Source organism: Rhodococcus sp. H36-A4 (assembly GCF_027158005.1).
GTDB lineage: Bacteria > Actinomycetota > Actinomycetes > Mycobacteriales > Mycobacteriaceae > Rhodococcoides.
The window spans coordinates 394,047-418,093 of the sequence record NZ_JAPVLQ010000003.1 but is presented as its reverse complement, the minus strand read 5'-3'; the positions used below and the strand labels follow the sequence as shown (position 1 = coordinate 418,093).

Genomic DNA, 24,047 nt, shown 5'->3' with positions numbered 1-24,047 from the left:
CTCCAGGTCGTCGGCGAGGGTTCTACAGCGCTGTGCACGCCGGAAAACGACCTTCGAGTTCAGGCGTTGAGTGCCGGGTCGGTCCATGTGACCGCGACTCCACGCATGGAGAGCCACTCGGCGGGATCGACCTTCAAACCACTCGGATCGTGGACCTCGAAATGCAGGTGCGGGCCGCTGGATTCGCCGCGGTTACCTACCGTGGCGATCTGCTGACCTGCCGTCACATGCTGTCCGGGGGTCACCGAATAATCGTTGATGTGCCCGTAGACGGTCTCGGTGCCGTCCTCGTGCAGCACCTTTACCCATAGACCGAATCCGGAGGCCGGTCCCGCAGCTGTCACCTGGCCGTCGGTCGCGGCCAAAATCGGTGTTCCGATTGGAGCAGCGATGTCGAGGCCACCGTGGTGCGCACCCCAACGGGACCCGAATTTCGATGTGAGAACCCCGGATACAGGCTGGACAGCCCGCTCTTTGATGGGCTGGAGGCCCCTGATCAAATCTTGGGCTGCGGCTCCGACGTCAGGAATTCCGAAGCCCTGCAGGTTCGACGTGTCCGGAAGCTGAAGTCCTTGCGGGAGCGCGATGTTCTCCGGGATCTCGATACCCGGCGGCAACTCGAAGCCTCCAGGGAGGAGGTTCTGCGGAATTTCGAACGGCATTCCCGCCGTCGGAGCTTCCGGCGCAGGGGCGGCGGCGGCGGTACCCGCCCCCAACTGTGCAGCTCCCGCCACGATCGCGCCGGTAGCCAGAACGATCGTCGCGGCACGCAGTCCGGCTTCGTTCTTCTCTACGTGTGCCCTGTGACGCCCGCGCGGTGCATCGATATCCATCTCGATCGGAACGTATATGTTCGACCGCCGGTGGGATCCCACAGTTAATACCTCATCAGTCGTCGGCGTGCATGAATCTCGAGCGTCGTGAAACGACCGGAAGTCGTACTTTCATTCGATAGCGTGAAACATAACAAATTGATCTCGCCCGCACAGACCGTAACCCAATCTTTATGAAATATCACCACTCTCTGAAGAGTTCGTCTTTGACCACCCGAACCAGCATTCAGGTCCCCTCCGATTTCACCGTCGGTTTCGGTGGTTCGGGGGCCGGAACTACCGCGAGCACGGCACGCTCGATCTCTTCCCGAGTATCACGGCTGTCCGATCCGGCCAGATCGATGCAGAACGCATCGATGACCGACGTGCCCAATGTCGTCACTCTCGCCCACCGGACGTGTGCACCGCAGCGTTCGAGCGCACTGGCCAAGCGACAAAGCAAGCCCAGTCGATCCTCGGCTCGCAATTCGAGCACTACCTGGCCAGGCTCGGTCCCGTCGAACCACAGGACTCTCGGGGGTGCCTGCGCATACAGAACTGGTACCGCCGCATCGACTTCGCCGTCCAGGTTCACTGGCCGCGCATCACGTTCCTTCGCGTCGAGCATGCCGAGTAAGTCGAGTTCCCCGGACTGCGCACGAATGATTTCTTGACGCAACAGACCGGCCTGAGGCGGCGAGCCGAACAGCGGTGCGACCGCAAAAGAATTCACCGCGGTCCCCTCATGACTCCCGAGTGACGCCGACAGCACTCGCAGCGATTGCAGTGCCAAGACGCCGGCTGCGTCGGACAGCAAGCCAGGATGGTCCGGAGCGATCACGGTTACCACGAACGTGTGCGAGCCCTCGGTCGGCTGCAGATCGACGTGAACTCCGCCCTTCTCCGCCAGAGCGATGTGGGCGGGATCGAGCGGGTCAGCGGTCGGCAAGCTCTCCCCCGCCATGACCAAGCGACATCGTCGAACCAGTTCGCGGATGAGCGAGGCCTTCCAATCACCCCACACGCCAGGTCCGGTCGCCAACGAGTCGGCTTCGGCGAGAGAGTGCAGCAGCTCCAGAAGGACAGTGTCCGATCCAAGCGTCTGCACGACCTTCTCCACAGTGGCCGGGTCGTCGAGGTCGCGTCGAGTCGCGGTGTCCGGAAGCAGCAGGTGATGAAGCACCATTTTTCTCAGCAGCGTGACGTCGGAAGGCCACAGCCCCAACCGGTTCCCGATCTGAGCCGCGAGCTCAGCGCCGACCACGCTGTGGTCTCCGCCCCTGCCCTTCCCGATGTCGTGGATCAAAGCTCCGAGGACGAGCAGGTCCGGTCGGGCCACACGTGTCGTCAAAGCACTTGCGTACGCAGCGGTTTCCACAAGATGTCGGTCGACCGTCCACGTGTGCACCGCATCGCGCGGCGGCAGATCACGAACGGCTCCCCATTCCGGAATCAACCGACCCCACAGGCCGGTCCGGTCGAGCGCCTCGATCGCGGCGATCGATCGGCGACCTGACCCGAGCAGCACCAACAGGTCGTTGAGCGCTTCCTTCGGCCACGGTTCGCGTAGCTCGGGTGCGCTTTCGGACAAGCGATTCAACGTCGAGGCCGACATCGGCATAGCCGTCTGCGCGGAGGCAGCGGCCACCCGCATTATCAGCCCGGGATCCTTGTTCGGACGAGCGTCACGCGCGAGTACTACTTCACCGGCATGTTCGACGACACCCTCGTCGAGCGGGCGCCGAACCGGAACACGCCGGAGGCGGGACAACCCGCGACGAGGAAGGGAATTGCCGGCGGTACGGAGGCCGACATCCACCGAATAGCTGATGGTGCGAGCCGAATCGCTAAGTACCCTAGCGAGATCGAATCTGTCGCCGATGCGCAATGCCGCACCGATCTCGTCGGCGTCCTGCGCCCGAAGCTGATCGCGTGCTCGGCCTGCAACTCGGTGCAATTCGGTCCGGACATCGAGCAAACGGCCATGCGCGAAGGCAAGTCCGCCACCCGGTGACTCCGGCCCGAGCCCCGGCATACCGTCGGTGAGTTGTGCAATGGACAGCGCATCGAGTAGTTGAACGTCGCGCAATCCTCCGCGGCCACTCTTGAGTTCGGGCTCGGCACGATGGGCGATCTCTCCACTGCGGGCCCAACGAGACCGGGTTTGAGTGATCAGCTCTTCGAAGCGAGAACGGATATTCGTCCGCCACTCTCGCCGAACACCACCGATCAGCAAATTGCTCAATTCGACATCGCCTGCGATGTGCCGCGCTTCGAGCATTCCGAGAGCAGCAGTCAGATCCGACGCTGCAACCTGCAGAGCCTGCGGAACGGTACGGACACTGTGATCGAGCTTGATGTGGGCGTCCCACAACGGATACCAGAGCTTGTCCGCCACATCGGCGACGAGCTCGGCCGGCATGTCGTCATGAAGAAGAATCAAATCGAGGTCGGAATAGGGCAACATTTCGCGACGCGCCAATCCGCCCACCGCAACGATTGCGAATCCGGAATCCGGTTTGATACCGAGCTCGGCGCCCTTGGTGGTCAGCCAGAACTCGTGCAGATCGACCAAAGCCTGTCGAAGCGAGGGCGCGTCGAGACGACGGTTCCGGCTTCCGTCGTCGAGCAGCTGTTTTCTGGCTCGCACCAGATCTGCGGCTGCGTCGCTGGTGCTCGTCGACACGTTGCTCTTCGAGACCATGCCCTTCGAGACGGTCGGGGCCTTCGAGACCGAAGGCCCCGACCCTGTCGCTTTCGCTCCAGAATCGGGGCCCCCTGCCCGCGACCCGTTGGGGTCAGAGCGCATCGGCGCCACGTTCACCGGTACGTACTCGGATGACCGAGTCGACCGGCGAAACCCATACTTTGCCATCACCGATCTTGCCGGTACGAGCAGCTTCGACGATTACTTCCACGACCTTCTCCACTGCGGCGTCGTCGACGACGACCTCCACGCGCACCTTCGGAACGAAGTCGACGGAATATTCGGCACCACGGTAGACCTCGGTGTGGCCCTTCTGACGTCCATAGCCCTGCACTTCACTGACCGTCATGCCTAGCACGCCGGCTTGTTCGAGGCCTGTCTTGACGTCCTCCAAGGTGAACGGTTTGACGATTGCCGTGATCAGCTTCATTTGTGCTTCCCTTCACAAGCTCACGAATGCTCGGTTGTATTCGGAGCGACTTCTCGCCCCCTATCTTTACCCTGTCAAGCGAAGTCGTACGCAGTCTCAGCGTGCTCAGCTTCGTCGATGCCCTTGGCTTCGCCTTCATCCGACACACGCCAGCCGAGTGGCTTGAGCGCAAACGCGATGATCGCGGTGACGACACCGGTGAAGATCACAGCAGACAGAGCGATGACCGTCTGGACGACCAACTGCTTGTAGTCGCCACCGTAGAACAGCCCGGTTTCGGACGCGAAGAAACCGATTCCGATGGTGCCCCACAGACCCGACACGAGGTGGACACCGACGACGTCCAGCGAGTCGTCGTAGCCGAACTTGAATTTGAGGCCGACGGCCAGAGCGGAGAGCGCTCCGGCGACGACGCCGAGGAAGATCGATCCGATCGGGGTCAGGGCGCCTGCAGCGGGTGTGATGGCGACCAAACCTGCGACGATGCCCGAAGCAGCACCGAGGCTGGTGGCATGGCCGTCGCGGATACGTTCCACGACGAGCCAGCCTGCGATCGCAGCTGCCGCAGCAGTAGTCGTGTTGACCCAGGCCAGACCCGCGAACCCGTCAGCAGCGAAGGCGGAGCCTGCATTGAAACCGAACCAACCGAACCACAGCAGAGCCGCACCGAGCATGACGAACGGGAGGTTGTGCGGTCGGAACGCAACTCGACCGAATCCTGCGCGCTTGCCGATGATGAGCGCCAGAATCAGACCGGCAATTCCTGCGTTGATGTGGACCACGGTGCCACCAGCGAAGTCGATCGGCGGGACAGCCGCAACGAGCCCACCGTCGCCGTCGTCGGTCGTACCGAAGATCTTCGCTGCGAAGCCGTCCTCCGAACCGGAGAGCAATCCGCCGCCCCACACCATGTGTGCGAGGGGGAAGTAAGCCAGGGTGACCCAGACGCCGGCGAACACCAGCCAGGTGCCGTACTTGACGCGTCCAGCGAGCGAGCCGCTGATGAGTGCGACCGTGATGATCGCGAATGTCACCTGGAAGGCAATGTCGACGACGTTCGGGTAGCCCCAGGCGCCGGCAAGGAAGTTTCCGTCCGCATCTGTGATCGAATCCTTCAAACCGAAGAACTCGAAGGGGTTCGCGAACACCCCGCCGATGTTCTCGGTTCCATACGACATCGACCATCCCCACAGGACGTAGACGAGCGCGACGACGAACATTGCCCCGAACGACATCATCATCATGTTGAGTACGGATTTCTGCTGCGACATACCACCATAGAAAAACGCCAAACCTGGCGTCATCAGCAGCACCAACGATGCTGCTGTCAGCATCCAGGCAGCATTGCCGGAGTTGGCCAACAATTCCTCGGGACTCACGTACACCCTCCTTCTCGTGCGCACCGGATGATGCGCCGTCTGAGAGAAAGAGTGGTTTCACGAAGTTTCATCCATGACACTCTGGTGTTTCGCTCGTGTGAACGGATGGACCAAAACTGTTGCAATAACATTTCGTGCAGGCGTTTGTGGTTTTGATCGAATTCCGAAGAACCACTGAATTTTCAGAAAACCACTGATTTCGGCCGACTACTTACCGCCCGACGTACTCCGGGCAGACATCGACCGAGCCGATCCGGTCAGCCGAGCAACGCATCGACGAAGGCCTCGGGCTCGAAAGGAGCCAAATCGTCGGCGCCTTCCCCGAGTCCGACGAGCTTGACCGGCACTCCGAGTTCACGCTGCACCTGGAAGACGATGCCCCCCTTGGCAGTGCCGTCGAGCTTGGTCAAGACCACCCCGGTGATGTTCACTACCTCGGCGAATACGCGTGCCTGCATCAGACCGTTCTGCCCCACGGTCGCATCCAGGACAAGCAACACGTCGTCGACGTGCGCTCGCTTCTCGATTACCCGCTTGACCTTGCCGAGTTCGTCCATCAATCCGGACTTCGTATGGAGACGTCCGGCGGTGTCGACAAGAACAACATCTACTCCCAGCTCGATACCTCGCGTCACTGCGTCGAAGGCAACGGCAGCCGGATCGGCGCCGTCCTTGCCGCGAACGACGTCGGCACCCACACGCTCGGCCCACGTCTGCAATTGATCCGCCGCAGCGGCACGGAACGTATCCGCGGCACCCAACAGAACACGACGCCCGTCCGCAACGAGCACGCGCGCCAACTTCCCGGTCGTGGTCGTCTTGCCCGTCCCGTTCACACCGACGACAAGTAGCACAGCAGGTGTGCCCTCATGCGGCAGCGCTCTGATCGACCGATCGAACTCCGGATGCAACTGTTTGACGAGAATCTCTCGCAGCAACGCTCGGGCGTCGGCCTCTGTGCGGATGCTCCGCGACGCCATCTGCTCGCGCAGCGAGGTCATGATCTCGTTGGTCGTCGACGAACCGAGGTCTGCGATCAGCAGTGTGTCCTCGACTTCTTCCCACGAATCCTCATCGAGGTCGCCGCCGCCGAGGATTCCCAACAAGCTCTTACCGATTGCGGACTGCGAGCGAGAGAGTCGACCGCGTAGGCGATCCAACCGCCCATCGGTAGGAGCAATCTCGTCGAGAACCTGCGCGGCGGATACCTGATCGGAATCGAGGGCAGGCGCCGGCTTGGGTTCCGGGGATGGCTCAGGCTCCAGAGAAGGCTCAGGTTCCAGAGACGGCTGAGGCTCCAGAGACGGCTCGGGCTCTGCCGACGGCGCAGGTTCCAGAGAAGGCTCTGGCTCCAGAGAAGGCTCAGGTTCCAGAGAAGGCTGGGGCTCCAGTGAAGGCTGGGGCTCCGGGGCGGCCACAGGCTCGGGTAGCGGCTCGGGCTGTGGTTTCGGCGCGAGATCTGGCTCGGCAACCGAGCTTCCCTGGCTGAACGAGAATCCCCCACCGGCCTTGTATCCGCCCGACTTGTCTTTCTCGCCCTCCTCGATCTTCGGCGTCTCCGGAGAGGTGAGCGATATTCGCCGACGACGCGACACCACGAGTCCGACTACGAGCCCCACGGCCAGGATGGCCAGAACGGCCGCGACGATGATCCATGCTTCGCTACTCACGCGTCCATCCTGTCAGGAACGTCTTCGCCACCCAACCGGCACCCTGGCGGGCAAGTGCACAGCGCATCACGCGAACTCAGTTCGGTGACGCAGAGCCTTCCGGCACAGAAACTTCGTCTGCCGGCACGGAATCGTCACGGACACTGTCATGAGAGACCGGTGCTTCCGGGAGATCTGACTCGCTGACATCGGGGGCCGTTACGCTGCCGATCGTCTCTACGCGGTTGCGGTTGAGGCGTTGCGAAATCACCGTCGTGATGCCGTCGCCGCGCATCGATACTCCGTACAGTGCGTCGGCAACCTCCATTGTCGGCTTCTGGTGGGTGATGACGATCAGCTGCGACTTCTCGCGAAGTTGCTCGAACAACCCGATCAGACGTCGGAGGTTCGTATCGTCCAGTGCCGCTTCGACCTCGTCCATCACGTAGAACGGAGACGGTCGCGCTCGGAAAATAGCGACAAGCATCGCTACGGCCGTCAAGGACTTCTCGCCACCGGACAGCAGGGACAGTCGCTTGACCTTCTTTCCCGGTGGGCGTGCTTCGACCTCGATACCTGTGGTGAGCATGTTCCCAGGTTCGGTGAGGATCAGTCTCCCCTCTCCACCTGGGAACAACTTGGCGAACACCTGGGTGAACTCGCGTTCGACGTCGAACCACGCTTCGGTGAAGACCTGCAGGATTCTCTCGTCGACATCGGCGACCACTTCGAGCAGATCCTTGCGGGCGGATTTGACGTCCTCCAGTTGCGTGGAGAGAAAGTTGTAACGCTCTTCGAGCGCAGCAAATTCTTCGAGCGCGAGGGGGTTCACCTTTCCAAGCGTCGCCAAATCCCGTTCGGCACGTTTCGCCCGCTTTTCCTGAGCCAACCGGTCGAACGGCATCGGGGCGGGTGCCACCACCTGTTCCCCAAGTTCCTTGGCGGCCTCGTACTCACTCATCTCGAGTTCCGTCGGTGGCAGGCTCACGTCCGGCCCGTATTCGGCGATCAGGTCGTCGAGCCCGATACCGTGCTGTTCGAGGATCGTCGCCTCGAGCTGCTCGATTCTGAGCGCAGCCTGCGCGCGAGCAATTTCATCGCGGTGAACCGCGTCGGTGATAGACACGAGCTGGGCCTGAAGAGCTCGAACCTGTTCTTTGACCCGTTCCAATTCGGCTGTAGCAGTGGCACGCTGGGCAGCAAGCTCGTCGCGACGAGCGGAAGCGGCAGCGACGACGCCGGCGAGCCGTTCGGCTACGCGATCGCCGGCGGACGCGACCGCCTGCGCTACTGCTGCAGCGTGCCGACGCCCGATCAACTCCCGTTCGGCCCGCGCCCGAGCCTCACGTTCCACGCGCGCAGCTCGACGCATCGAGTCCGCGCGACCTCGAACGGACTGCGCCCGCTCCTCGGCTGTGCGGACATTCAGACGTGCGTCGACCTCGACAGATCGAACCTCGGACAATGCTGCGGCAGCCATCTCACGCGCCATGATCGATTCACCCGAATCGGATCCACTGTCGGTCCCGGCCTGCTCGTCCTCGGCCAGCCTTAGTCGCTCCTCGAGCTCAGCCAACGCAGTCAGAGCCTCCTCACGACCGGTTTCGGCTCGATTTCGTTGCTCGGTCAAGCGCGAGGATTCTGTGTGTGCCGATCGCGCCAGCTGCCCGAGGCGACCGAGCTGCTCGTACACCGCTGCCATCGCGGCGTCGGACTCGTTGAGCGCCGCCAGCGCTTGCTCGGCGGATTCACGGCGATCGGATTGCTCTGCGAGCGCTCCGGACAATGCGGCCTCGAGTTCGGACGAATATCGTTCTGCGGCAGCAAGTTCGACTGTCGAAATATCGATCGCCGACTGTACCTCGATGGTGCTCGGCCGCCTGTCCGAGCCACCCGTCACCCATCCTGTATCGACGAGATCCCCGGCCTTCGTCACTGCCCTGACTCCAGGTGACGACTGCACCAATGACGCGGCGTCGTCGAGAGATTCGACGACTACGATGCCGCTGAGCAACGCAGTCATCGAACCGGAAAGCGCATCGGGGAACTGGATCACATCGAGCGCCCACCTGGCGCCATGTGGCAACTGGACGGTGCGCCGATTCACGAAAGGCGTGACATCGCCGAAGACGACGGCGGCACGCCCACCGTCCGCATCACGCAGTGCCAGAACGGCATCGAGTGCACTCCTGAACGATTCGGCGTGAGCGGCGTCGGCTACGGGGCCCAATGCCACCGCCACCGCCACCTCGAAGCCCGATTCCACGCTGATGCGGTCCGCAAGTACACCGGACAGGCCAGGCTGAGAGTTCTCGATGAGCCAACCGGCTCCGTCCTTGCGTTCGAGTCCCATCTTCAGGGCTTCGATTCGAGCCTGATACGAGGCGACCTTCTTCCCTGCAACACGGTCCTCGTTCTGCAATTCGGTCACGCGCGCGTCCGCGCTTCGGAGCGCCATCACGGCTCGCTCGTATTGCGTGTCGAGACTCAATTCACTGGCATCGAGCCCGCTTATCTGGTCCTGAACGCTCTCGAATTCCATTTGCGCGATGTCTCCGCGCTCACGAGCCTCGTCGATAGCCACCGACAGCCGAGCAACCTCCGCATCGGTGGAATCAGCCTTGGTTCGGTAGGTGTCGACCTGTCCGGAAAGCCGGGCGAATCCTTCTCGGCGATCGGCGACCGCACGCACCGCAGCCATATGAGCGCGTTCCGCCTCGAAAGCCGCAGCCTCACGTTCGGCCAACTGTTCTCGCGCAGCCTCGAGAGACTCGCGTGCGATCTCGACGGCCTCGACGAGTTCCAATTCCTCTTCGGCGACACGATCGGCCTGAGCTTCCAGTTCGTCCGGGTCTTGACCACGCCCCGTCGACGACGCCGAATCGAGATGACGTGCACGCTCTTTCGCGATTCTGATGGTGGCGTTGACTCGTTCGGCGAGTGCGGACAACTGAAACCAGGTTTGCCCGGCGGCCTCCGCGCTCGGAGTCAATCGTGCAACCGACTGTTCGAGCTCTCCGAGTGCGACATTGCCTGCCTCGAGCGTGTCCTGGACAGTCGCGTACTGCTCGCGGGCCGCAGCTTCGTCTTGAGTCTGGTTGGCAAACTCTGCGCGTCGACCGACCAAGTCGTCGGCCGCGATACGCAGCCGGGCGTCGCGCAGATCCGCTTGGACCGTCTGCGCGCGACGAGCGACCTCGGCTTGACGACCGAGTGGCTTGAGTTGACGTCGGAGCTCGGTGGTCAGGTCGGTCAATCGGGCCAGGTTCGCCTGCATGGCGTCGAGCTTGCGGACAGCCTTCTCTCGGCGCTTACGGTGTTTGAGAACGCCAGCAGCCTCTTCGATGAAGGCTCGTCGATCTTCCGGTCTGGACTCGAGGATCGCAGCGAGCCGCCCCTGCCCGACGATGACGTGCATTTCGCGGCCGATACCGGAGTCACTCAGCAATTCCTGGACGTCCATCAACCGACACGAGGCTCCGTTGATCTCGTATTCGCCTGCGCCATCACGAAACATTCGCCTCGTGATCGACACCTCGGAGTAGTCGATAGGCAACGCACCGTCCGAGTTGTCGATCGTGAGCGTCACTTCCGCACGCCCGAGCGGAGCACGTCCCGAGGTGCCCGCAAAAATGACATCTTCCATCTTGCCGCCACGTAGAGCCTTCGCTCCCTGCTCCCCCATGACCCAGGTGAGCGCATCCACGACGTTGGACTTCCCCGACCCGTTGGGCCCGACGACGCAGGTAATACCTGGCTCGAAACGAAGAGTCGTCGACGAAGCAAAGGACTTGAAGCCCTTGAGCGTCAGACTCTTGAGATGCATGGCGTTTCAGAGTACCGGGTGTACCTCACCTGCGCGTACGCGATCTGGAGCGCCACGGTCCGATGACGTCTCTTCATCACCGCTCGACGAAACCGCTGAGCCCACCACGCGGCCTGTCCCAGCTCTCCACGACGAGGGTTACCACGCCCGGTGTATCTCCCCCGCGAAGCAGTTCGAGGAGGCGCCCGGCGCTTTCTCGTGCGCCCTCGGCGATGACGAGCACTCGACCGTCCGCGCTATTCGTCGCGTGGCCGACCAGGCCGAGTTCGAGGGCGCGCGAACGGGTCCACCACCGGAACCCGACGCCTTGCACCGAACCGTGCACCCAGGCGGTCAACCGGATCTCGCTCACGAGGAGGTCAACTTCCGGACCGTTCTGTAGAGCGAGTCGATCGCCATCGACGTCGGAATCCCCATCGTCAGCCGTCCACGTCTATTTCGAGAGATACTTCAGCGCCTGCTTTCAAAGTGCGCCCGACGGTGCACACCTTGTCGATGGCGCGCTCGACGACGGTCAGCAACCGCTGCTGCGCATCGGGGTCGAGCTCGCTGAGATCGACCGCGAGTACCTCACGCAACTCCGGGTAGCGTTCGTTCTCGCGATCGGCAGAACCGGACACCGTCACCTTCGAGTCGAAATTGTCACCGAGGCGGCGTGACAATGGGAGATCCGAACTCATCCCGGTGCATGCCGCGAGCGCGATCTTGAGCAACTCGCCAGGGGTGAAGACCCCGTCGACCGATTCCGAACCGATCAACACCTCGGCTCCTCGCGAGCTCATTCCGGTGTACCGACGCGTCCCCGTCCGTTCGACCCACAGTGCCGTCGGTGTGCTCTCATCAGCCATGAGGATCGATTCTAGGGTGACCAGCAGTCAGGGCTGCGTCAGGTCCGGGTGTTCCGAGGTCGCGGCTGGCAGGTGGGACAGCTGTACGACGATCTGTTCATGAACTTCTCACGCCGGATCGGGGTTCCACAACGTGAACATGGCAGCCCCTCTTGACCGTACGCATCCAACGACCGATCGAAGTATCCCGACTCGCCGTTGACATTGACATACAGCGCGTCGAAGGATGTGCCGCCTTGCGCGAGAGCCTCACCCATCACTGCGTGAACCGAGGTCAACAGTCTGCGTAGAACTGGCCTGGACAAGGTCTCTGCAATTCGGTTGCCGTGAATCTTGGCACGCCACAGTGCCTCGTCGGCGTAGATGTTGCCCACGCCCGACAGCACCGTTTGGTCCAGTATGGCGCGCTTGATCTCGGTGTGCTTGCCCCGCAACACGTTCACGACGGATTCCGCATCGAATAATGGATCCACCGGGTCTCGTGCGATGTGCGCCACGGACTCTGGAACAACAGACCCGTCGACAGATTCGAGGTGCGCGATAGCCCAACCACCGAAAGTTCGTTGATCGACGAATCGAAGTTCGGCTCCGTTGTCGAGCCCTACACGTATGCGGAGGTGCTTCTCTGCAGGCACCGACGGTGGCTGCACGAGCATTTGGCCGCTCATTCCCAAGTGCACGACGATCGCGTCGTCCTGCGCATCGAGCGGCAACCACAAATACTTGCCGCGACGTTCCGCCGACACGATACGGCGGCCGCGTAGCTGAGCTTCCAGGTCCCGCGCACCAGCAAAGTGACGCCGGACCGCGCGAGGGTGAAATACCTCCACCGATTCGATGGTTGTGCTGACTACGTGCGATTCGAGGCCGAGGCGCACTACTTCGACCTCGGGTAGCTCCGGCATCGAGTATCCGCTACTCCGCGTGCGGAGCGGTCGCGACGTCAGTGGCGGGCGAGTCGAGTGCGCCGGCGGGGGACTCGACGGCGGGGGGCTCGATAGCGTCCGAGCTCTCGTTTCCGGCGGAGATGTCGTTCCAGGCGGTACTCGCAGCCTTCTGCTCGGCTTCTTTCTTGGATCGGCCGACCCCTACGCCGAGTGGCCTTCCGCCGATGACGACGGTGGCGGTGAACTCTTTGTCATGGTCTGGTCCGGTGGAGGAGATTTCGTACACGGGCACGCCGAGCGATTTCACAGCCGTCAGCTCTTGAAGACTGGTCTTCCAGTCCAGGCCGGCGCCCAAGCGCGGCGCTCGGTCGAGTAGGCGTGCGAACAGAGTCAGGACGACACGACGTGCGACCTCTATCCCATGCTGGAGGTGAATCGCGCCCAAGAGGGACTCCATGCCATCGGCCAGAATGCTGGGCTTGTCACGACCACCGGTCTGTTCTTCACCCTTGCCGAGCAACAGATGACGGCCGAGACCGCCTTCGCCGAGTTCGCGTGCCACCTCGGCCAAAGCATGCATGTTCACGACGCTGGCACGAATCTTTGCCAGCTCGCCTTCGGATTTCTCCGGATGTGCGGTGTAGAGCTCTTCGGTCACGGTCAAACCGAGAACCGAATCACCCAGGAATTCCAAACGCTCGTTGGTCGGCAGACCACCACGCTCGTACGCGTACGACCGGTGGGTCAATGCCAGAGTCAACAGCGGTTCAGCAAGTACGACGCCAAGAGCGGCGAGGAGCGACTCTCGGTCGTCCCCGCCGCTGTCGGCTGTCGAGCGGTTCAGGTGAGTAGAACTGCTCTTCGGTGTCATGTGCTGAAGATCAGACAGCTGCTGCTACCTGTCGGCCCTTGTAGGTGCCACACGAGGGGCACGCAATGTGGGGCAGAGTCTTCTCGCCGCATCCACGGTTGGGGCACGTGACAAGCGTAGGCACTGTGGCCTTCCACTGTGCACGACGCGACCTCGTGTTGGAACGCGACATTTTACGCTTCGGGACAGCCACTTCTACTTCTCCTCGGCTTCGTTGTTCACAAGTTCGGTGCTTGAAACTGGATCCACGCCAAATTTGGCTGCAAGTCCAGCCCAGCGAGGATCAACTATCTCATGATTATGTCCAGATTCCGCAATCGCCAGGTTGATGCCACATTCCGAGCACAATCCCGGACAGTTTTCACGGCAGAGTGGATGCAATGGAAGCTCCAATCCGACCGCATCCACGACGACTGGCTGTAGGTCTATCTGATCGTCGACAACGCGATGAATCTCTTCCTCGTCCGTCGTGTCCTCAGTGACGCTGGACGGGTACGCGAACAGATCGGTGAGGTAGACATCCACAGCACCGGAAACGGGCTCCAGGCACCGCGAGCACTCACCTGCAGTGTCTGCCCGGACAGTGCCGGTGACAAGGACACCTTCCGATACTGCTTCGAGGCGAAGATCGAGATCGACCGAAGACCCTTTTTCGATGGCGATCGCATCGAGACCGATTCGCGTAGGCGCGACAATCGTCCGCTGGATCTCCGTCATGGACCCGGGCCGACGGCTCAGGTTGTCGATATCCAGCACGAATCCCGTGCCCGCTTCGGCACGAGGGGTATTACGACGGGTAGACACAGTAATCTTCCTGCTCAGACGATTGATTCGATCACCTTGGAGCTGTTCGACCAACGGCACCGAGATGGTGCGCCGGACGAGAACAACCTTTGGGCAACCACACAACGGTACGCACAGACTCGGATATGAGCAAATCTGACGATTTACCTGCGCGAACGACGCCCATCTCCGGACGGATCCGGGCCGTAGTCCGGGACACCCGATCCAGTCCGCAACTGCTGGCGACCTCGCCCCACAGAGCGGATAGTGCCACTGAGGAACTCCTCGAACTCCGCCAGCTTGGTATCGACATAGACGTCGCATTCACTGCGCATTCGGTCTGATTCGGCATGCGAAGCGTCGATGACTCGCGCCGATTCTGTGCGTGCGGCCTGCACGACCTCGGTTTGATCGACCAACCGCGCCTGCTCCTCGGCTCCGTCTGCGACCGAACGATCGTACGAGGCCTGACCCGACTCGATGAGACGCTCCGACTCCGACCGCGCCCGCGTCGTCAGCGTCTCGTACTCACGCCTTCCTGCTTCGACCGAACGCTCCGCGGTGTCGTTCGCATCGTCGACGAGTTGCTCGGAGTGAGCCTTCGCCTCGGCAACCATGCGATCGGCCTGCGATTTCGCATCGGCCAAGATTCGGTCTGCGGAATCGCGCGCATTCTCGACGGTGTCCTGGGCTTCGTCGTTGGCCGAGGTGACAGTTTTCTCTGCCGTCGCCCGAGCGTCCGTGACCAGTTTGTCCTTGTGATCGAGGACGTCCTGCGCGTCGTCGAGTTCACCAGGAATCGAGTCGCGCACATCGTCGAGAAGTTCAAGGACATCGCCGCGAGGAACAACGCAGCCGGCCGTCATAGGGACACCGCGCGCCTCCTCGACAATGGCGACGAGTTCGTCGAGTGCCTCGAATACGCGGTACACCGGTAACCCCAATCGATAGAAACTACGAAGAAACGTGCGGAAAGTGCACTTCCAGTTTGCCTGGTGATTGCTGCCTGCGCGTCGCACTCGCCTCGGTGTGTCGCCCGATCTATTCGGCGGCGCGCTCGGCGATGCGGCTCAGAAGCCTGGAGTGAACATTCTCGGGAACCATGCCTGCGACATCTCCACCGAACGTAGCAACCTCTTTGACCAGCGAACTGGACAGGAAGCTGAACGACGGATTCGCGGGGATGAAAAGGGTGTCCACACCTGTCAACCGCTGGTTCATCTGGGCCATCTGAAGTTCGTAGTCGAAATCGTTTGCCCCACGCAGACCCTTCACAATCGCAGTGAAGCCCTCTTGCTTTGCATAGTCGACGAGCAGGCCGTGCCACGAGGAGATCCGGACGTTCTTCAGATGAGCCGTAGCTTCGCCGAGAAGCTCGATGCGCTCGTCGACAGAGAACAGGCCACGCTTGCTCTTGTTGATCATGACGGTGACGATGATCTCGTCGAACTGCGCCGCAGCCCTGGTGATCACATCGATATGGCCATTGGTCACCGGGTCGAAGGATCCAGGACACACTGCTCCAGTCATGGAGCTCACGCTATCACCGTGCCAGTACGGCGATTTCGATTCGCGTCTCGCCGTACTTCTTGACCTTCTCCGCCACCAGGCCTTCCGGCCAGGTGGTCACTGCCGATCGGGACGAGCGTTCCAACACCACAAGACTTTGCGGTGCCAACCAACCGTTCGTCAGAAGTTCGACGAGCATCTGCGCCACCGCGGAATCGGCGACGGCATAGGGAGGGTCGGCCAACACGAGGTCGTAAGGGCGGTCGGGCTGGCTCGCCAACACCGCGGAGACCGGCGCACATCGAACGGACGCACCGGGCAGACCGATGCCGGCGGCGTTACCCCGAATCACCTCTGCCGCTCGCGGATCGGACTCCACCATCACGACAGTCGACGCACCGCGTGAAAGTGCTTCCAATCCCAGGGCGCCCGACCCTGCATACAGATCGAGTACGTTGGCGCCGTCGAGATCCAGACGCGAGTCCAACGAGCTGAACAACGCCTCGCGGACACGGTCCGATGTCGGGCGCGTGCCGCGAGGCGGGACTTTCAGGGTTCGGCCTCCTGCGATGCCTGCCACGATCCGGGTCATCTACAGGAGGTTACTCAGTTACAGAAGGTCACTCAGTGTCGAGTTCCCCTTTGCCGCCGTGTTCACACCCCGTCAGTCGTTCACCGAAGCTCCCTCCCCGCTGCCTATCACGACGAGCAGATCCCCTCCCTCGACTTGCTGGACACCGCCGATGGCCAGGCGGCTGACCTTTCCGCCCTTCGGTGCCGTGATCGCGGCCTCCATCTTCATCGCTTCGATTGTGGCAACCGTCTCTCCCACCGAGATCTCGTCTCCCACGGCCACTGCCAACGTCACCACACCCGCAAACGGTGCCGGAACGTGCCCGGAATTGGACCGATCTGCTTTCTCGATCGTCGGTGCCTCACTGGAAATCGAACGATCCCGCACCGACACCGGGCGCAACTGACCGTTCAGGATGCACATCACCGTGCGCATCCCCCGCTCATCAGCATCGGAAATAGCCTCCAACCCGATCAGCAACTCCACGCCCTTCTCGAGCTGAACACGATGCTCGTCTCCCTGACGCAGACCGTAGAAGAACTGATTCGCCGACAACCGCGACGTGTCGCCGAATTTTTCCCGATGTTCCGCCAACTCTGCGCTGGGGCCAGGAAAGAGCAACCGATTCAACATCTCCCGACGTGTTGCCGAAGTTCCATCGAGACTCCGTTCCTCCTCGACCGTCAGCTCGGTCTCGGGTTTGGCCTCACTTCGACCCTCCAACGCCCTGGTACGCAAAGGTTCCGGCCATCCGCCCGCAGGAGTTCCGAGATCGCCACGCAGAAAACCGATCACCGAATCGGGGATGTCGAACTTTCCGGGGTTCTCCGCGAACTCCTCTGCCGACGCTTCGGCGCCGACCAAGGCGAGCGCAAGATCGCCGACCACCTTCGAACTCGGCGTCACCTTGACCAGACGCCCCAACATCCGGTCTGCGGCAGCGTAATTCGCTTCCACGGTTTCGAACTTGTCGCCCAGACCCAGCGCGATCGCCTGCTGACGGAGATTCGAGAGCTGCCCACCCGGAATCTCGTGGGTGTACACGCGTCCGGTCGGAGCCATCAGACCCGATTCGAAGGGCGCATACACCTTCCGTAACGCCTCCCAGTACGGCTCCAAATCACATACTGCGGCCAGATCCAGGCCCGTATCTCGCTCGGTGTGCGCAGCAGCAGCCACGATCGCTGACAACGCAGGCTGCGAAGTTGCACCTGCCATCGATGCACTCGCTCCGTCGACTGCATCAGCGCCTGCTTCCCAGGCCGCCAGGTACGTCGCCAACTGACCACCGGGAGTGTCGTGGGTGTGCACATGCACCGGCAGATCGAAATTGCTCCGCAACGCCGTTACCAACGTCCGTGCGGCGGGCGCACGTAACAGCCCGGCCATGTCCTTGATCGCCAGCACATGGGCACCCGCATCGACTATCTGCTCCGCCAGCTTCAGGTAATAGTCCAGCGTGTACAGCGTCTCGTTCGGATTCGACAAGTCACCGGTGTAGCTCAAGGCAACCTCGGCCAACGCGGTGCCCGTCTCACGAACCGCATCGATCGCCGGACGCATCTGATCGACGTTGTTGAGCGCATCGAAGATGCGGAAGATGTCGATACCCGTGTCGGTCGCCTCCGCTACGAAGCTGCGCGTCACTTTCTCCGGATACGGGGTGTAGCCCACCGTATTACGACCACGTAGCAACATCTGCAAGGCAACGTTGGGCACCGCCTCACGCAACGCGGCCAGACGCTCCCACGGATCCTCGTGCAGGAAACGCAGTGCCACATCGTATGTCGCGCCACCCCAACATTCGATCGAGAGCAACTCCGGCGTCGTGCGTGCCACGTAGGGTGCGACCATCAACAACCCGGACGTGCGAACCCGGGTTGCGAGCAACGACTGATGTGCATCCCGAAATGTCGTGTCGGTGACTGCGAGGGCTTTCTGATTACGAAGATCCCGAGCGAAACCCTCCGGGCCCAACGCCAACAAGCGCTGCCTACTGCCGTCGGGAATCGGCGCCGAGAAATCGATGTGGGGAAGTTTGTCGTGCGGGTACACCGGCGACGGCCGCTCCCCGTGCGGCTTGTTGACCGTCACATCCGCCAGGTACGTCAGAATCTTCGTACCGCGGTCACCGGAGGTACGCGAGGTCAGCAACTGCGGACGCTCCTCGATGAACGACGTCGTCACCCTCCCCGCAGTGAAGTCCGGATCGACCAGAACTGCCTGCAGAAACGGGATGTTGGTTGCTACGCCACGAATACGGAACTCCGCCACCGCGCGACGCGCACGCGCAATCGCGGTATCGAAATCTCTGCCTCTACACGTCAACTTCACGAGCATGGAATCGAAGTAGGCGCCCACTTCGGCGCCGAGTGTCGTGCCACCATCCAATCGCACACCGGCACCACCAGGGGTGCGGTACGCGGTGATCCGCCCGGTATCGGGACGAAAACCATTCGACGGATCCTCGGTGGTGATTCGGCATTGCAATGCCGCCCCACGCAACACGATGTTCTCCTGAGCCAACCCCAGATCGGCGAGGGACTCCCCCGAGGCAATACGCAACTGTGCCTGCACCAAATCGACATCGGTGACCTCTTCGGTCACCGTATGCTCCACCTGGATGCGCGGGTTCATCTCGATGAACACATGGTTGCCACGAGTGTCGAGAAGGAACTCCACCGTGCCCGCGCACGAGTAACCGATTTCCTTCGCAAAAGCGACCGCGTCGGCGCACATCCGATCACGGAGCTCCCCAGGGAGATTCGGCGCAGGGGCCATCTCGATGACCTTCTGATGACGCCGCTGCAGAGAGCAATCCCGCTCGAACAGGTGCACCACGTTGCCCTGCCCATCCGCCAGGATCTGCACCTCGATGTGCCGTGGATCGATGACCGCCTGCTCCAGAAACACAGTCGCGTCACCGAACGCCGACTCCGCCTCACGCGCTGCCGCTTCGATCGATTCGCGCAACTGCGCCGGCTCGGCCACCCGGCGCATGCCCCTGCCGCCGCCGCCGGCCACTGCCTTCACGAACAAGGGGAAGGTCATCGTTTCCGAAGCTGCGACCAATTCCTCGACGTCCGCAGACGGCTCGGAGGAGGCTAGAACCGGCAGACCGGCACGCTTGGCCGCGGCAATTGCGCGGGCCTTGTTGCCCGTCAATTCGAGCACCTCGGCCGAAGGCCCGACAAACGTGATGCCCGCCTCCGCGCACGCAGCAGCGAGATCCGGATTCTCCGACAGGAATCCGTAGCCCGGGTAGACCGCGTCGGCACCGCTCCGCTGTGCTGCAGCGACGATTTCCTTCACCGACAGATAGGCGCGGACGGGATGGCCCTTCTCCCCGATCTCGTAGGCCTCGTCCGCCTTGGTTCGGTGAAGCGAATTGCGGTCCTCGAACGGGAAGACAGCCACGGTAGCGGCACCCAACTCGTACGACGCGCGAAATGCACGGATGGCAATTTCGCCACGATTGGCAACCAACACTTTGGAGAACATGCGCTAAACCTACCGCCGACAAGTCCACGAATTGTGTCCGCCATCTCGAGATATGAGATGGTTCGGGGTCTTTAACGGTGCAGAGACCCGTCAGGACTTCTCCAGATAGTCGATCCGGTCCGATCGCCATGCGGATTTCATCATCGACGCGACGCCAGGATGATCGGCCATCGTCGGATCCGACTCGAACAGCGACCTTGCGCACGCATGGGCGTCGGCGATCACGTCTTCGTCGTCGATGAGCGAGAGCAGGCGAAGGCTGGTCACGGTCCCCGATTGTGCTGCGCCGAGCACATCGCCCTCGCGACGCGTAGTCAGATCGAGTTTGGCCAACTCGAATCCATCATTGGTCGCGGCCACTGCCGTCAATCGCGAGAACGAAGCACCCATCGGACTGAGTTGGCTGATCATGATGCACAGACCCTGGTGACCGCCACGGCCGATGCGACCCCGTAGCTGATGTAACTGGCTGATTCCGAATCGATCGGCGTCGACGATCACCATGACCGTGGCATTCGGTACGTCGACGCCGACCTCGACCACGGTCGTGCACACCAGCACATCGATCTCGCCTGCAGTGAAGTCCTGCATCGAGGCGTCCTTCTCCTCCGCGGGCATCCGGCCGTGCAGCATCCCGACACGGAGATCGGCGAACGGGCCACCGGTGAGCAAGTCGTACATCTCGAGTGCAGATTTGGTCTCCGGCAGTGCGCGATCGTCTTCGTGTCCGGCTGCACGTGTTCGTGGCCGCTTCCCAGTACCCTCCGCATCGTCGTCTCCGATCCGAGAACAGACGACGTACGCCTGTCGGCCCGCGCGGACCTCCTCACGAATGCGTTCCCACGCACGATCGACCCAACTCGGCTTCTGGGATGCTGGAACCACACTGGTCTTGATTGGTGCGCGACCGCGCGGGAGCTCGGCGAGAATGGACGTCTCGAGATCACCCAGTGAGGCCATGGCAATGGTCCGCGGAATAGGTGTTGCCGTCATCACGAGCAGGTGTGGGCTTGTGTTGTTGCGCGCCTTGGATCTGAGCGCGTCCCGTTGTTCGACACCGAACCGGTGCTGTTCGTCGATGACGACCATGCCTAGGTCCATGAACTCGACCCGATCCTGGATGAGCGCGTGCGTCCCGATCACGATTCCGGCGTCTCCGGTAATTGCATCCAGCAGCGCTGTCCGCTTGGCCGCCGTCGACATGGAACCGGTCAGCAGGGCGACCTTGATGGCGAGCTCGTGGGATCCGAGTTCGCCGGCGGCCGCCAACGAGCCCAGCATCGCCGAGATCGATCGCGCGTGCTGCGACGCAAGGACCTCCGTAGGGGCCAACAAAGCACATTGATGTCCCGAATCGATCACCTGCAGCATCGCCCGTAGGGCAACCACTGTCTTACCCGATCCCACTTCACCCTGTAGCAATCGCGACATCGGATGTCCTCGCGACAAGTCCGCCGAGATTTCCGCCGCCACCGTCAACTGCCCTGCTGTCAGTGTGAACGGAAGTCGACGCTCGAACTCCGCCGCAATCCCGTCCACACGCGGCGAACATTCAGGCGCCACCCTGCTCGACGCATCCTGTCTGCGCGCTGCCAGGACGAGTTGCACTGCAAGCGCTTCATCGAATTTCAGACGCGCTCTGGCCTGGTCCTTTTCCTCCGCAGAGTCCGGAAAATGTATCCAACGCAGCGCGGTGTCGAGGTCCACCAATCTTCGCTCCGAACGCACCTCCGGCGGAAGCGGGTCCTCGACGGTGTCAAGTTGGTCGAGAACCTGACGGACGCAGCGCATGAACGTCCAACTCTCCACGTCCTTCGCCGCGGGATAGATCGGAACGAATGCGCGCTCGAACACCGACATGTCGACACTGCCTGACGAATCGAGCGAGCCACGCGCCAAACCGGCCAACGATCCGCCACCTACGACCCGACCCTTGGTGAGTACCGCCCCGTCATCATCGTCCCCACCGAGCATCACGTAACTCGGGTGCGTCAAATTCCATCGTCGGCCGAAATACTTGACCTTGCCCGAGAACATTCCACGCTTACCAGGGGTGAGGACATGCTTGAGCTTGTGGGGGCTGAAGAACGTCGCATCGATCTGCTGATCTTCCGCCGCAAGAGACACTGCAAGAAACTGCCCTTTGCGCGCCTTCATCGTTCGCAACGTTGCCGACGCGATCGTCGCGACGATGGTGATGTGCTCGCCTTCGGGGGGTTCCTTCTCGCTCAGTTCGGCGCCCTGCGTCATGTAGCGGTGTGGGTAGTACCGCAACAGATCCTCGACGGTCTCGAGCGCGAACAATTCGGCCAAGGGCCCGGCAACCTTGTCGCCGAGGACCGCGTCGAGCCGATCCGACAGTGCCACCATCTTCCCTTGTCGTCCTTACCTTCTCGATCCGGTTCTCGTGCGCAGTTTCATTCCACGCCGAGTTGAGCCATGTCTCCTGGCTGCCCTCCGCGATAGGTGACGAACTCCACAACGGGATGGTGCTCGGCGACGTACTCGGCCAACCGCTGACCGAATTCGGCGTCTGCGGGCTCCCCCAGCAGCATGGTCACCATCTCACCACCCGCCGACAACAATTGATCGAGCAGGTTGCATCCGGCCGTGATCGCGTCGGACCCGATCACCACCACTTCCCGCCCGACAAGTCCGAGGCCGTCACCGGGTTCACACGTCCCCACCCACGTCAGGGCACGCCCCTCGGCCATTCGGACCGAAGCCCACCGGGTTCCCGCTGCCGCTTCGGACATCGTGAATGCGTCGTCCACTCCTTCTTTGGTCGGGTCGTGGACTGCAAGTGCCGCCAGGCCTTGAACCATCGACGACGACGGAAGCATCAAAACGTCCTTGCCTGCGTTGCGTGAAGCGACGCTGACGGCCACCAACTCCTGGGCGGACAATGCCCCGTTCGGCAGGACGAGGACCTCCGTGTGTCGAGATCCGACGATCGCCGCGCACAACTGTGTGGTCCCTATCTCTGTTGTGTCGCAACGAAGTACGTGTGCACCCTCGGCGAGGTACAGCTGCTCGGCGCCGTCGCCTGCCACCACCGCCAATATCTCTCGACCGAAAACTTCTCCGCTGTCGCCAGGAGTCGACGGCGCCGTGTCACAGTTCTCCCCCGCGCCGAAGGCCGCGATGCGCACACCATGTATCCGCCCGGCGCATATACCTATATCGACGGCCGAACCAGCATTGGCCGTGTGAACATGAGCGGACCACGAACCGTTGCCGTCGCCGGCGACGACCACCGAATCACCGATCTCTGTCAGCGCTCGCCGCAACTCGATCGCAGCGGCCTCATCGATGTCGGAGAGCTGGTAGAGAACCTCGTATCCGATGATTGCCTCTCCTACCTGCACCGACTCGAGCCGATTTTTCGATCTCGGCGTCACGGCGCGACTGGCTTCGGTCGTCACTTGTCGGTGGTAGCGCTGTCTCGGCGGCAGCTCGGTTCCGGTCACGACACCACAGAGCGCGTCGAGCATCACGAGAAGACCGAGCGCGCCTGCATCGACCACTCCTGCTGCTCGAAGAGCCGGCAGCTGGTGACGTGTGCGGTCGAGTGCCACGGCTGCCGACTCGGCTGCGCAACGCGCCACCGCTGCGATATCGCACGGCTGACCGAGGTTCACGACCGCACGTGCCGAACTGCCCAGCACGCTGACAATCGTCCCGTCCACCGGAACGCTCACGACGTCGACGACGAGATCGGCCGCCCGAACCAGTGCACGGGTGAGCGCGGCTCCATCTAACTCACCGTCGGTCGCAACCTCTGCGACGGCGCGCATCAATTGCGACACGATCACCCCGGAATTGCCCCGCGCACCAGCTATGGCGCCTTGTGCCAGCGCAGCGGCAACGGCAGCGATATCGGAATCCGCGCCTGCAGTGCGCATCGACTCCACCGCCGCACGAATGGTGAACACGAGATTCGTACCGGTATCGGAATCCGCGATAGGGAAGACGTTCAGTTCGTTGATCTCGTCGCATCGCGCAGTGAGGCCGTCGACACATCTATAGGCCCACAGTCGAATCTGCTCGACTCCTATCAAGGACTCAGGCGAGGACTCGGGCGAGGACTCAGGCGAGGACATGGGCCTGCCGACGGCCATCGACTTCTCGCCGTGCTCGACCACGTCCACCACCTGTTCGCCCCCAGTTCTCGCTGAAAGAACCGACATTCTTTTGCTGCGCCAGTGACGTTCCATGACCCAGCTTCTTTCGGAGAGTCAGCCTAGACTCGTGCTCCTGCAGGCACAGGT

At 62.1% G+C, this 24,047-nt stretch carries 18 protein-coding genes; all 18 read right to left on the bottom strand.

Features of this window, described 5'->3' with window-relative positions; genetic code table 11:
• Window positions 1-59 precede the first annotated feature (59 nt).
• Entirely contained in the window at window positions 60-875 is an 816-nt protein-coding gene (locus O1W68_RS11015) for a M23 family metallopeptidase (RefSeq protein ID WP_269303487.1), read from the bottom strand.
• Between the two features lie 184 nt (window positions 876-1,059).
• Entirely contained in the window at window positions 1,060-3,621 is a 2,562-nt protein-coding gene (locus O1W68_RS11010) for a [protein-PII] uridylyltransferase (RefSeq protein ID WP_269303485.1), read from the bottom strand.
• Window positions 3,611-3,949: a P-II family nitrogen regulator gene (locus O1W68_RS11005; protein ID WP_019664269.1), complete on the bottom strand. Its 339-nt coding sequence runs from the start codon at window positions 3,947-3,949 to the stop codon at window positions 3,611-3,613. Before O1W68_RS11005 ends, O1W68_RS11010 begins: the two co-directional genes overlap by 11 nt.
• Before the next feature lie 74 nt (window positions 3,950-4,023).
• Window positions 4,024-5,283, bottom strand: a complete 1,260-nt coding sequence (locus O1W68_RS11000; RefSeq protein WP_269303753.1) for an ammonium transporter — start codon at window positions 5,281-5,283, stop codon at window positions 4,024-4,026.
• Between the two features lie 302 nt (window positions 5,284-5,585).
• Window positions 5,586-6,998 carry a signal recognition particle-docking protein FtsY gene (ftsY, locus tag O1W68_RS10995; RefSeq protein WP_269303483.1) on the bottom strand — a complete coding sequence of 471 codons (1,413 nt, stop codon included), beginning with the start codon at window positions 6,996-6,998 and terminating at the stop codon, window positions 5,586-5,588.
• Window positions 6,999-7,074: 76 nt separating this feature from the next.
• Window positions 7,075-10,803 (bottom strand): chromosome segregation protein SMC, encoded by a 3,729-nt coding sequence (gene smc / locus O1W68_RS10990; RefSeq protein WP_269303481.1) that lies wholly within the window; start codon window positions 10,801-10,803, stop codon window positions 7,075-7,077.
• Window positions 10,804-10,879: 76 nt separating this feature from the next.
• A complete protein-coding gene (locus O1W68_RS10985; RefSeq protein ID WP_269303479.1) occupies window positions 10,880-11,155 on the bottom strand; it encodes an acylphosphatase in 276 nt (91 codons plus the stop codon).
• A gap of 67 nt (window positions 11,156-11,222) precedes the next feature.
• Window positions 11,223-11,651, bottom strand: coding sequence for an OsmC family protein (locus tag O1W68_RS10980; RefSeq protein ID WP_269303477.1), 429 nt, complete (start codon window positions 11,649-11,651; stop codon window positions 11,223-11,225).
• A 38-nt stretch (window positions 11,652-11,689) separates the two neighbouring features.
• A complete protein-coding gene (gene mutM / locus O1W68_RS10975; RefSeq protein ID WP_269303475.1) occupies window positions 11,690-12,556 on the bottom strand; it encodes a bifunctional DNA-formamidopyrimidine glycosylase/DNA-(apurinic or apyrimidinic site) lyase in 867 nt (288 codons plus the stop codon).
• Window positions 12,557-12,566: 10 nt separating this feature from the next.
• Entirely contained in the window at window positions 12,567-13,409 is an 843-nt protein-coding gene (gene rnc, locus O1W68_RS10970) for a ribonuclease III (RefSeq protein ID WP_269303473.1), read from the bottom strand.
• A 10-nt stretch (window positions 13,410-13,419) separates the two neighbouring features.
• Window positions 13,420-13,602 (bottom strand): 50S ribosomal protein L32, encoded by a 183-nt coding sequence (gene rpmF, locus O1W68_RS10965; protein ID WP_084348580.1) that lies wholly within the window; start codon window positions 13,600-13,602, stop codon window positions 13,420-13,422.
• A 2-nt stretch (window positions 13,603-13,604) separates the two neighbouring features.
• The gene (locus O1W68_RS10960) at window positions 13,605-14,213 is read right to left on the bottom strand and encodes a YceD family protein (RefSeq protein WP_442972326.1); all 609 of its coding nucleotides are present in this window, start codon (window positions 14,211-14,213) and stop codon (window positions 13,605-13,607) included.
• 143 nt (window positions 14,214-14,356) lie between these two features.
• The gene (locus tag O1W68_RS10955; RefSeq protein ID WP_269303749.1) at window positions 14,357-15,124 is read right to left on the bottom strand and encodes a DivIVA domain-containing protein; all 768 of its coding nucleotides are present in this window, start codon (window positions 15,122-15,124) and stop codon (window positions 14,357-14,359) included.
• A gap of 109 nt (window positions 15,125-15,233) precedes the next feature.
• Window positions 15,234-15,722 (bottom strand): pantetheine-phosphate adenylyltransferase, encoded by a 489-nt coding sequence (gene coaD, locus O1W68_RS10950; RefSeq protein WP_084348578.1) that lies wholly within the window; start codon window positions 15,720-15,722, stop codon window positions 15,234-15,236.
• Window positions 15,723-15,735: 13 nt separating this feature from the next.
• Window positions 15,736-16,293, bottom strand: coding sequence for a 16S rRNA (guanine(966)-N(2))-methyltransferase RsmD (gene rsmD / locus O1W68_RS10945; RefSeq protein WP_269303470.1), 558 nt, complete (start codon window positions 16,291-16,293; stop codon window positions 15,736-15,738).
• 72 nt (window positions 16,294-16,365) lie between these two features.
• Window positions 16,366-19,776 (bottom strand): pyruvate carboxylase, encoded by a 3,411-nt coding sequence (locus O1W68_RS10940; RefSeq protein WP_269303468.1) that lies wholly within the window; start codon window positions 19,774-19,776, stop codon window positions 16,366-16,368.
• 90 nt (window positions 19,777-19,866) lie between these two features.
• On the bottom strand, window positions 19,867-22,146 hold the full coding sequence (gene recG, locus O1W68_RS10935; protein ID WP_269303467.1) for an ATP-dependent DNA helicase RecG: 2,280 nt from the start codon (window positions 22,144-22,146) through the stop codon (window positions 19,867-19,869).
• A 47-nt stretch (window positions 22,147-22,193) separates the two neighbouring features.
• Window positions 22,194-23,879: a DAK2 domain-containing protein gene (locus O1W68_RS10930; protein WP_442972344.1), complete on the bottom strand. Its 1,686-nt coding sequence runs from the start codon at window positions 23,877-23,879 to the stop codon at window positions 22,194-22,196.
• Window positions 23,880-24,047 lie beyond the last annotated feature (168 nt).

Coding starts and splice junctions, on each gene's coding strand:
- O1W68_RS11010 (WP_269303485.1), bottom strand. CDS start 3,621: ATGCGCTCTGACCCCAACGGGTCGCGGGCAGGGGGCCCCGATTCTGGA.
- O1W68_RS11005 (WP_019664269.1), bottom strand. CDS start 3,949: ATGAAGCTGATCACGGCAATCGTCAAACCGTTCACCTTGGAGGACGTC.
- O1W68_RS11000 (WP_269303753.1), bottom strand. CDS start 5,283: ATGCTGACAGCAGCATCGTTGGTGCTGCTGATGACGCCAGGTTTGGCG.
- smc (WP_269303481.1), bottom strand. CDS start 10,803: ATGCATCTCAAGAGTCTGACGCTCAAGGGCTTCAAGTCCTTTGCTTCG.
- O1W68_RS10980 (WP_269303477.1), bottom strand. CDS start 11,651: ATGGCTGATGAGAGCACACCGACGGCACTGTGGGTCGAACGGACGGGG.
- mutM (WP_269303475.1), bottom strand. CDS start 12,556: ATGCCGGAGCTACCCGAGGTCGAAGTAGTGCGCCTCGGCCTCGAATCG.
- rnc (WP_269303473.1), bottom strand. CDS start 13,409: ATGACACCGAAGAGCAGTTCTACTCACCTGAACCGCTCGACAGCCGAC.
- coaD (WP_084348578.1), bottom strand. CDS start 15,722: ATGACTGGAGCAGTGTGTCCTGGATCCTTCGACCCGGTGACCAATGGC.
- rsmD (WP_269303470.1), bottom strand. CDS start 16,293: ATGACCCGGATCGTGGCAGGCATCGCAGGAGGCCGAACCCTGAAAGTC.
- O1W68_RS10940 (WP_269303468.1), bottom strand. CDS start 19,776: ATGTTCTCCAAAGTGTTGGTTGCCAATCGTGGCGAAATTGCCATCCGT.
- recG (WP_269303467.1), bottom strand. CDS start 22,146: ATGGTGGCACTGTCGGATCGGCTCGACGCGGTCCTCGGCGACAAGGTT.
- O1W68_RS10930 (WP_442972344.1), bottom strand. CDS start 23,879: ATGTCCTCGCCTGAGTCCTCGCCCGAGTCCTCGCCTGAGTCCTTGATA.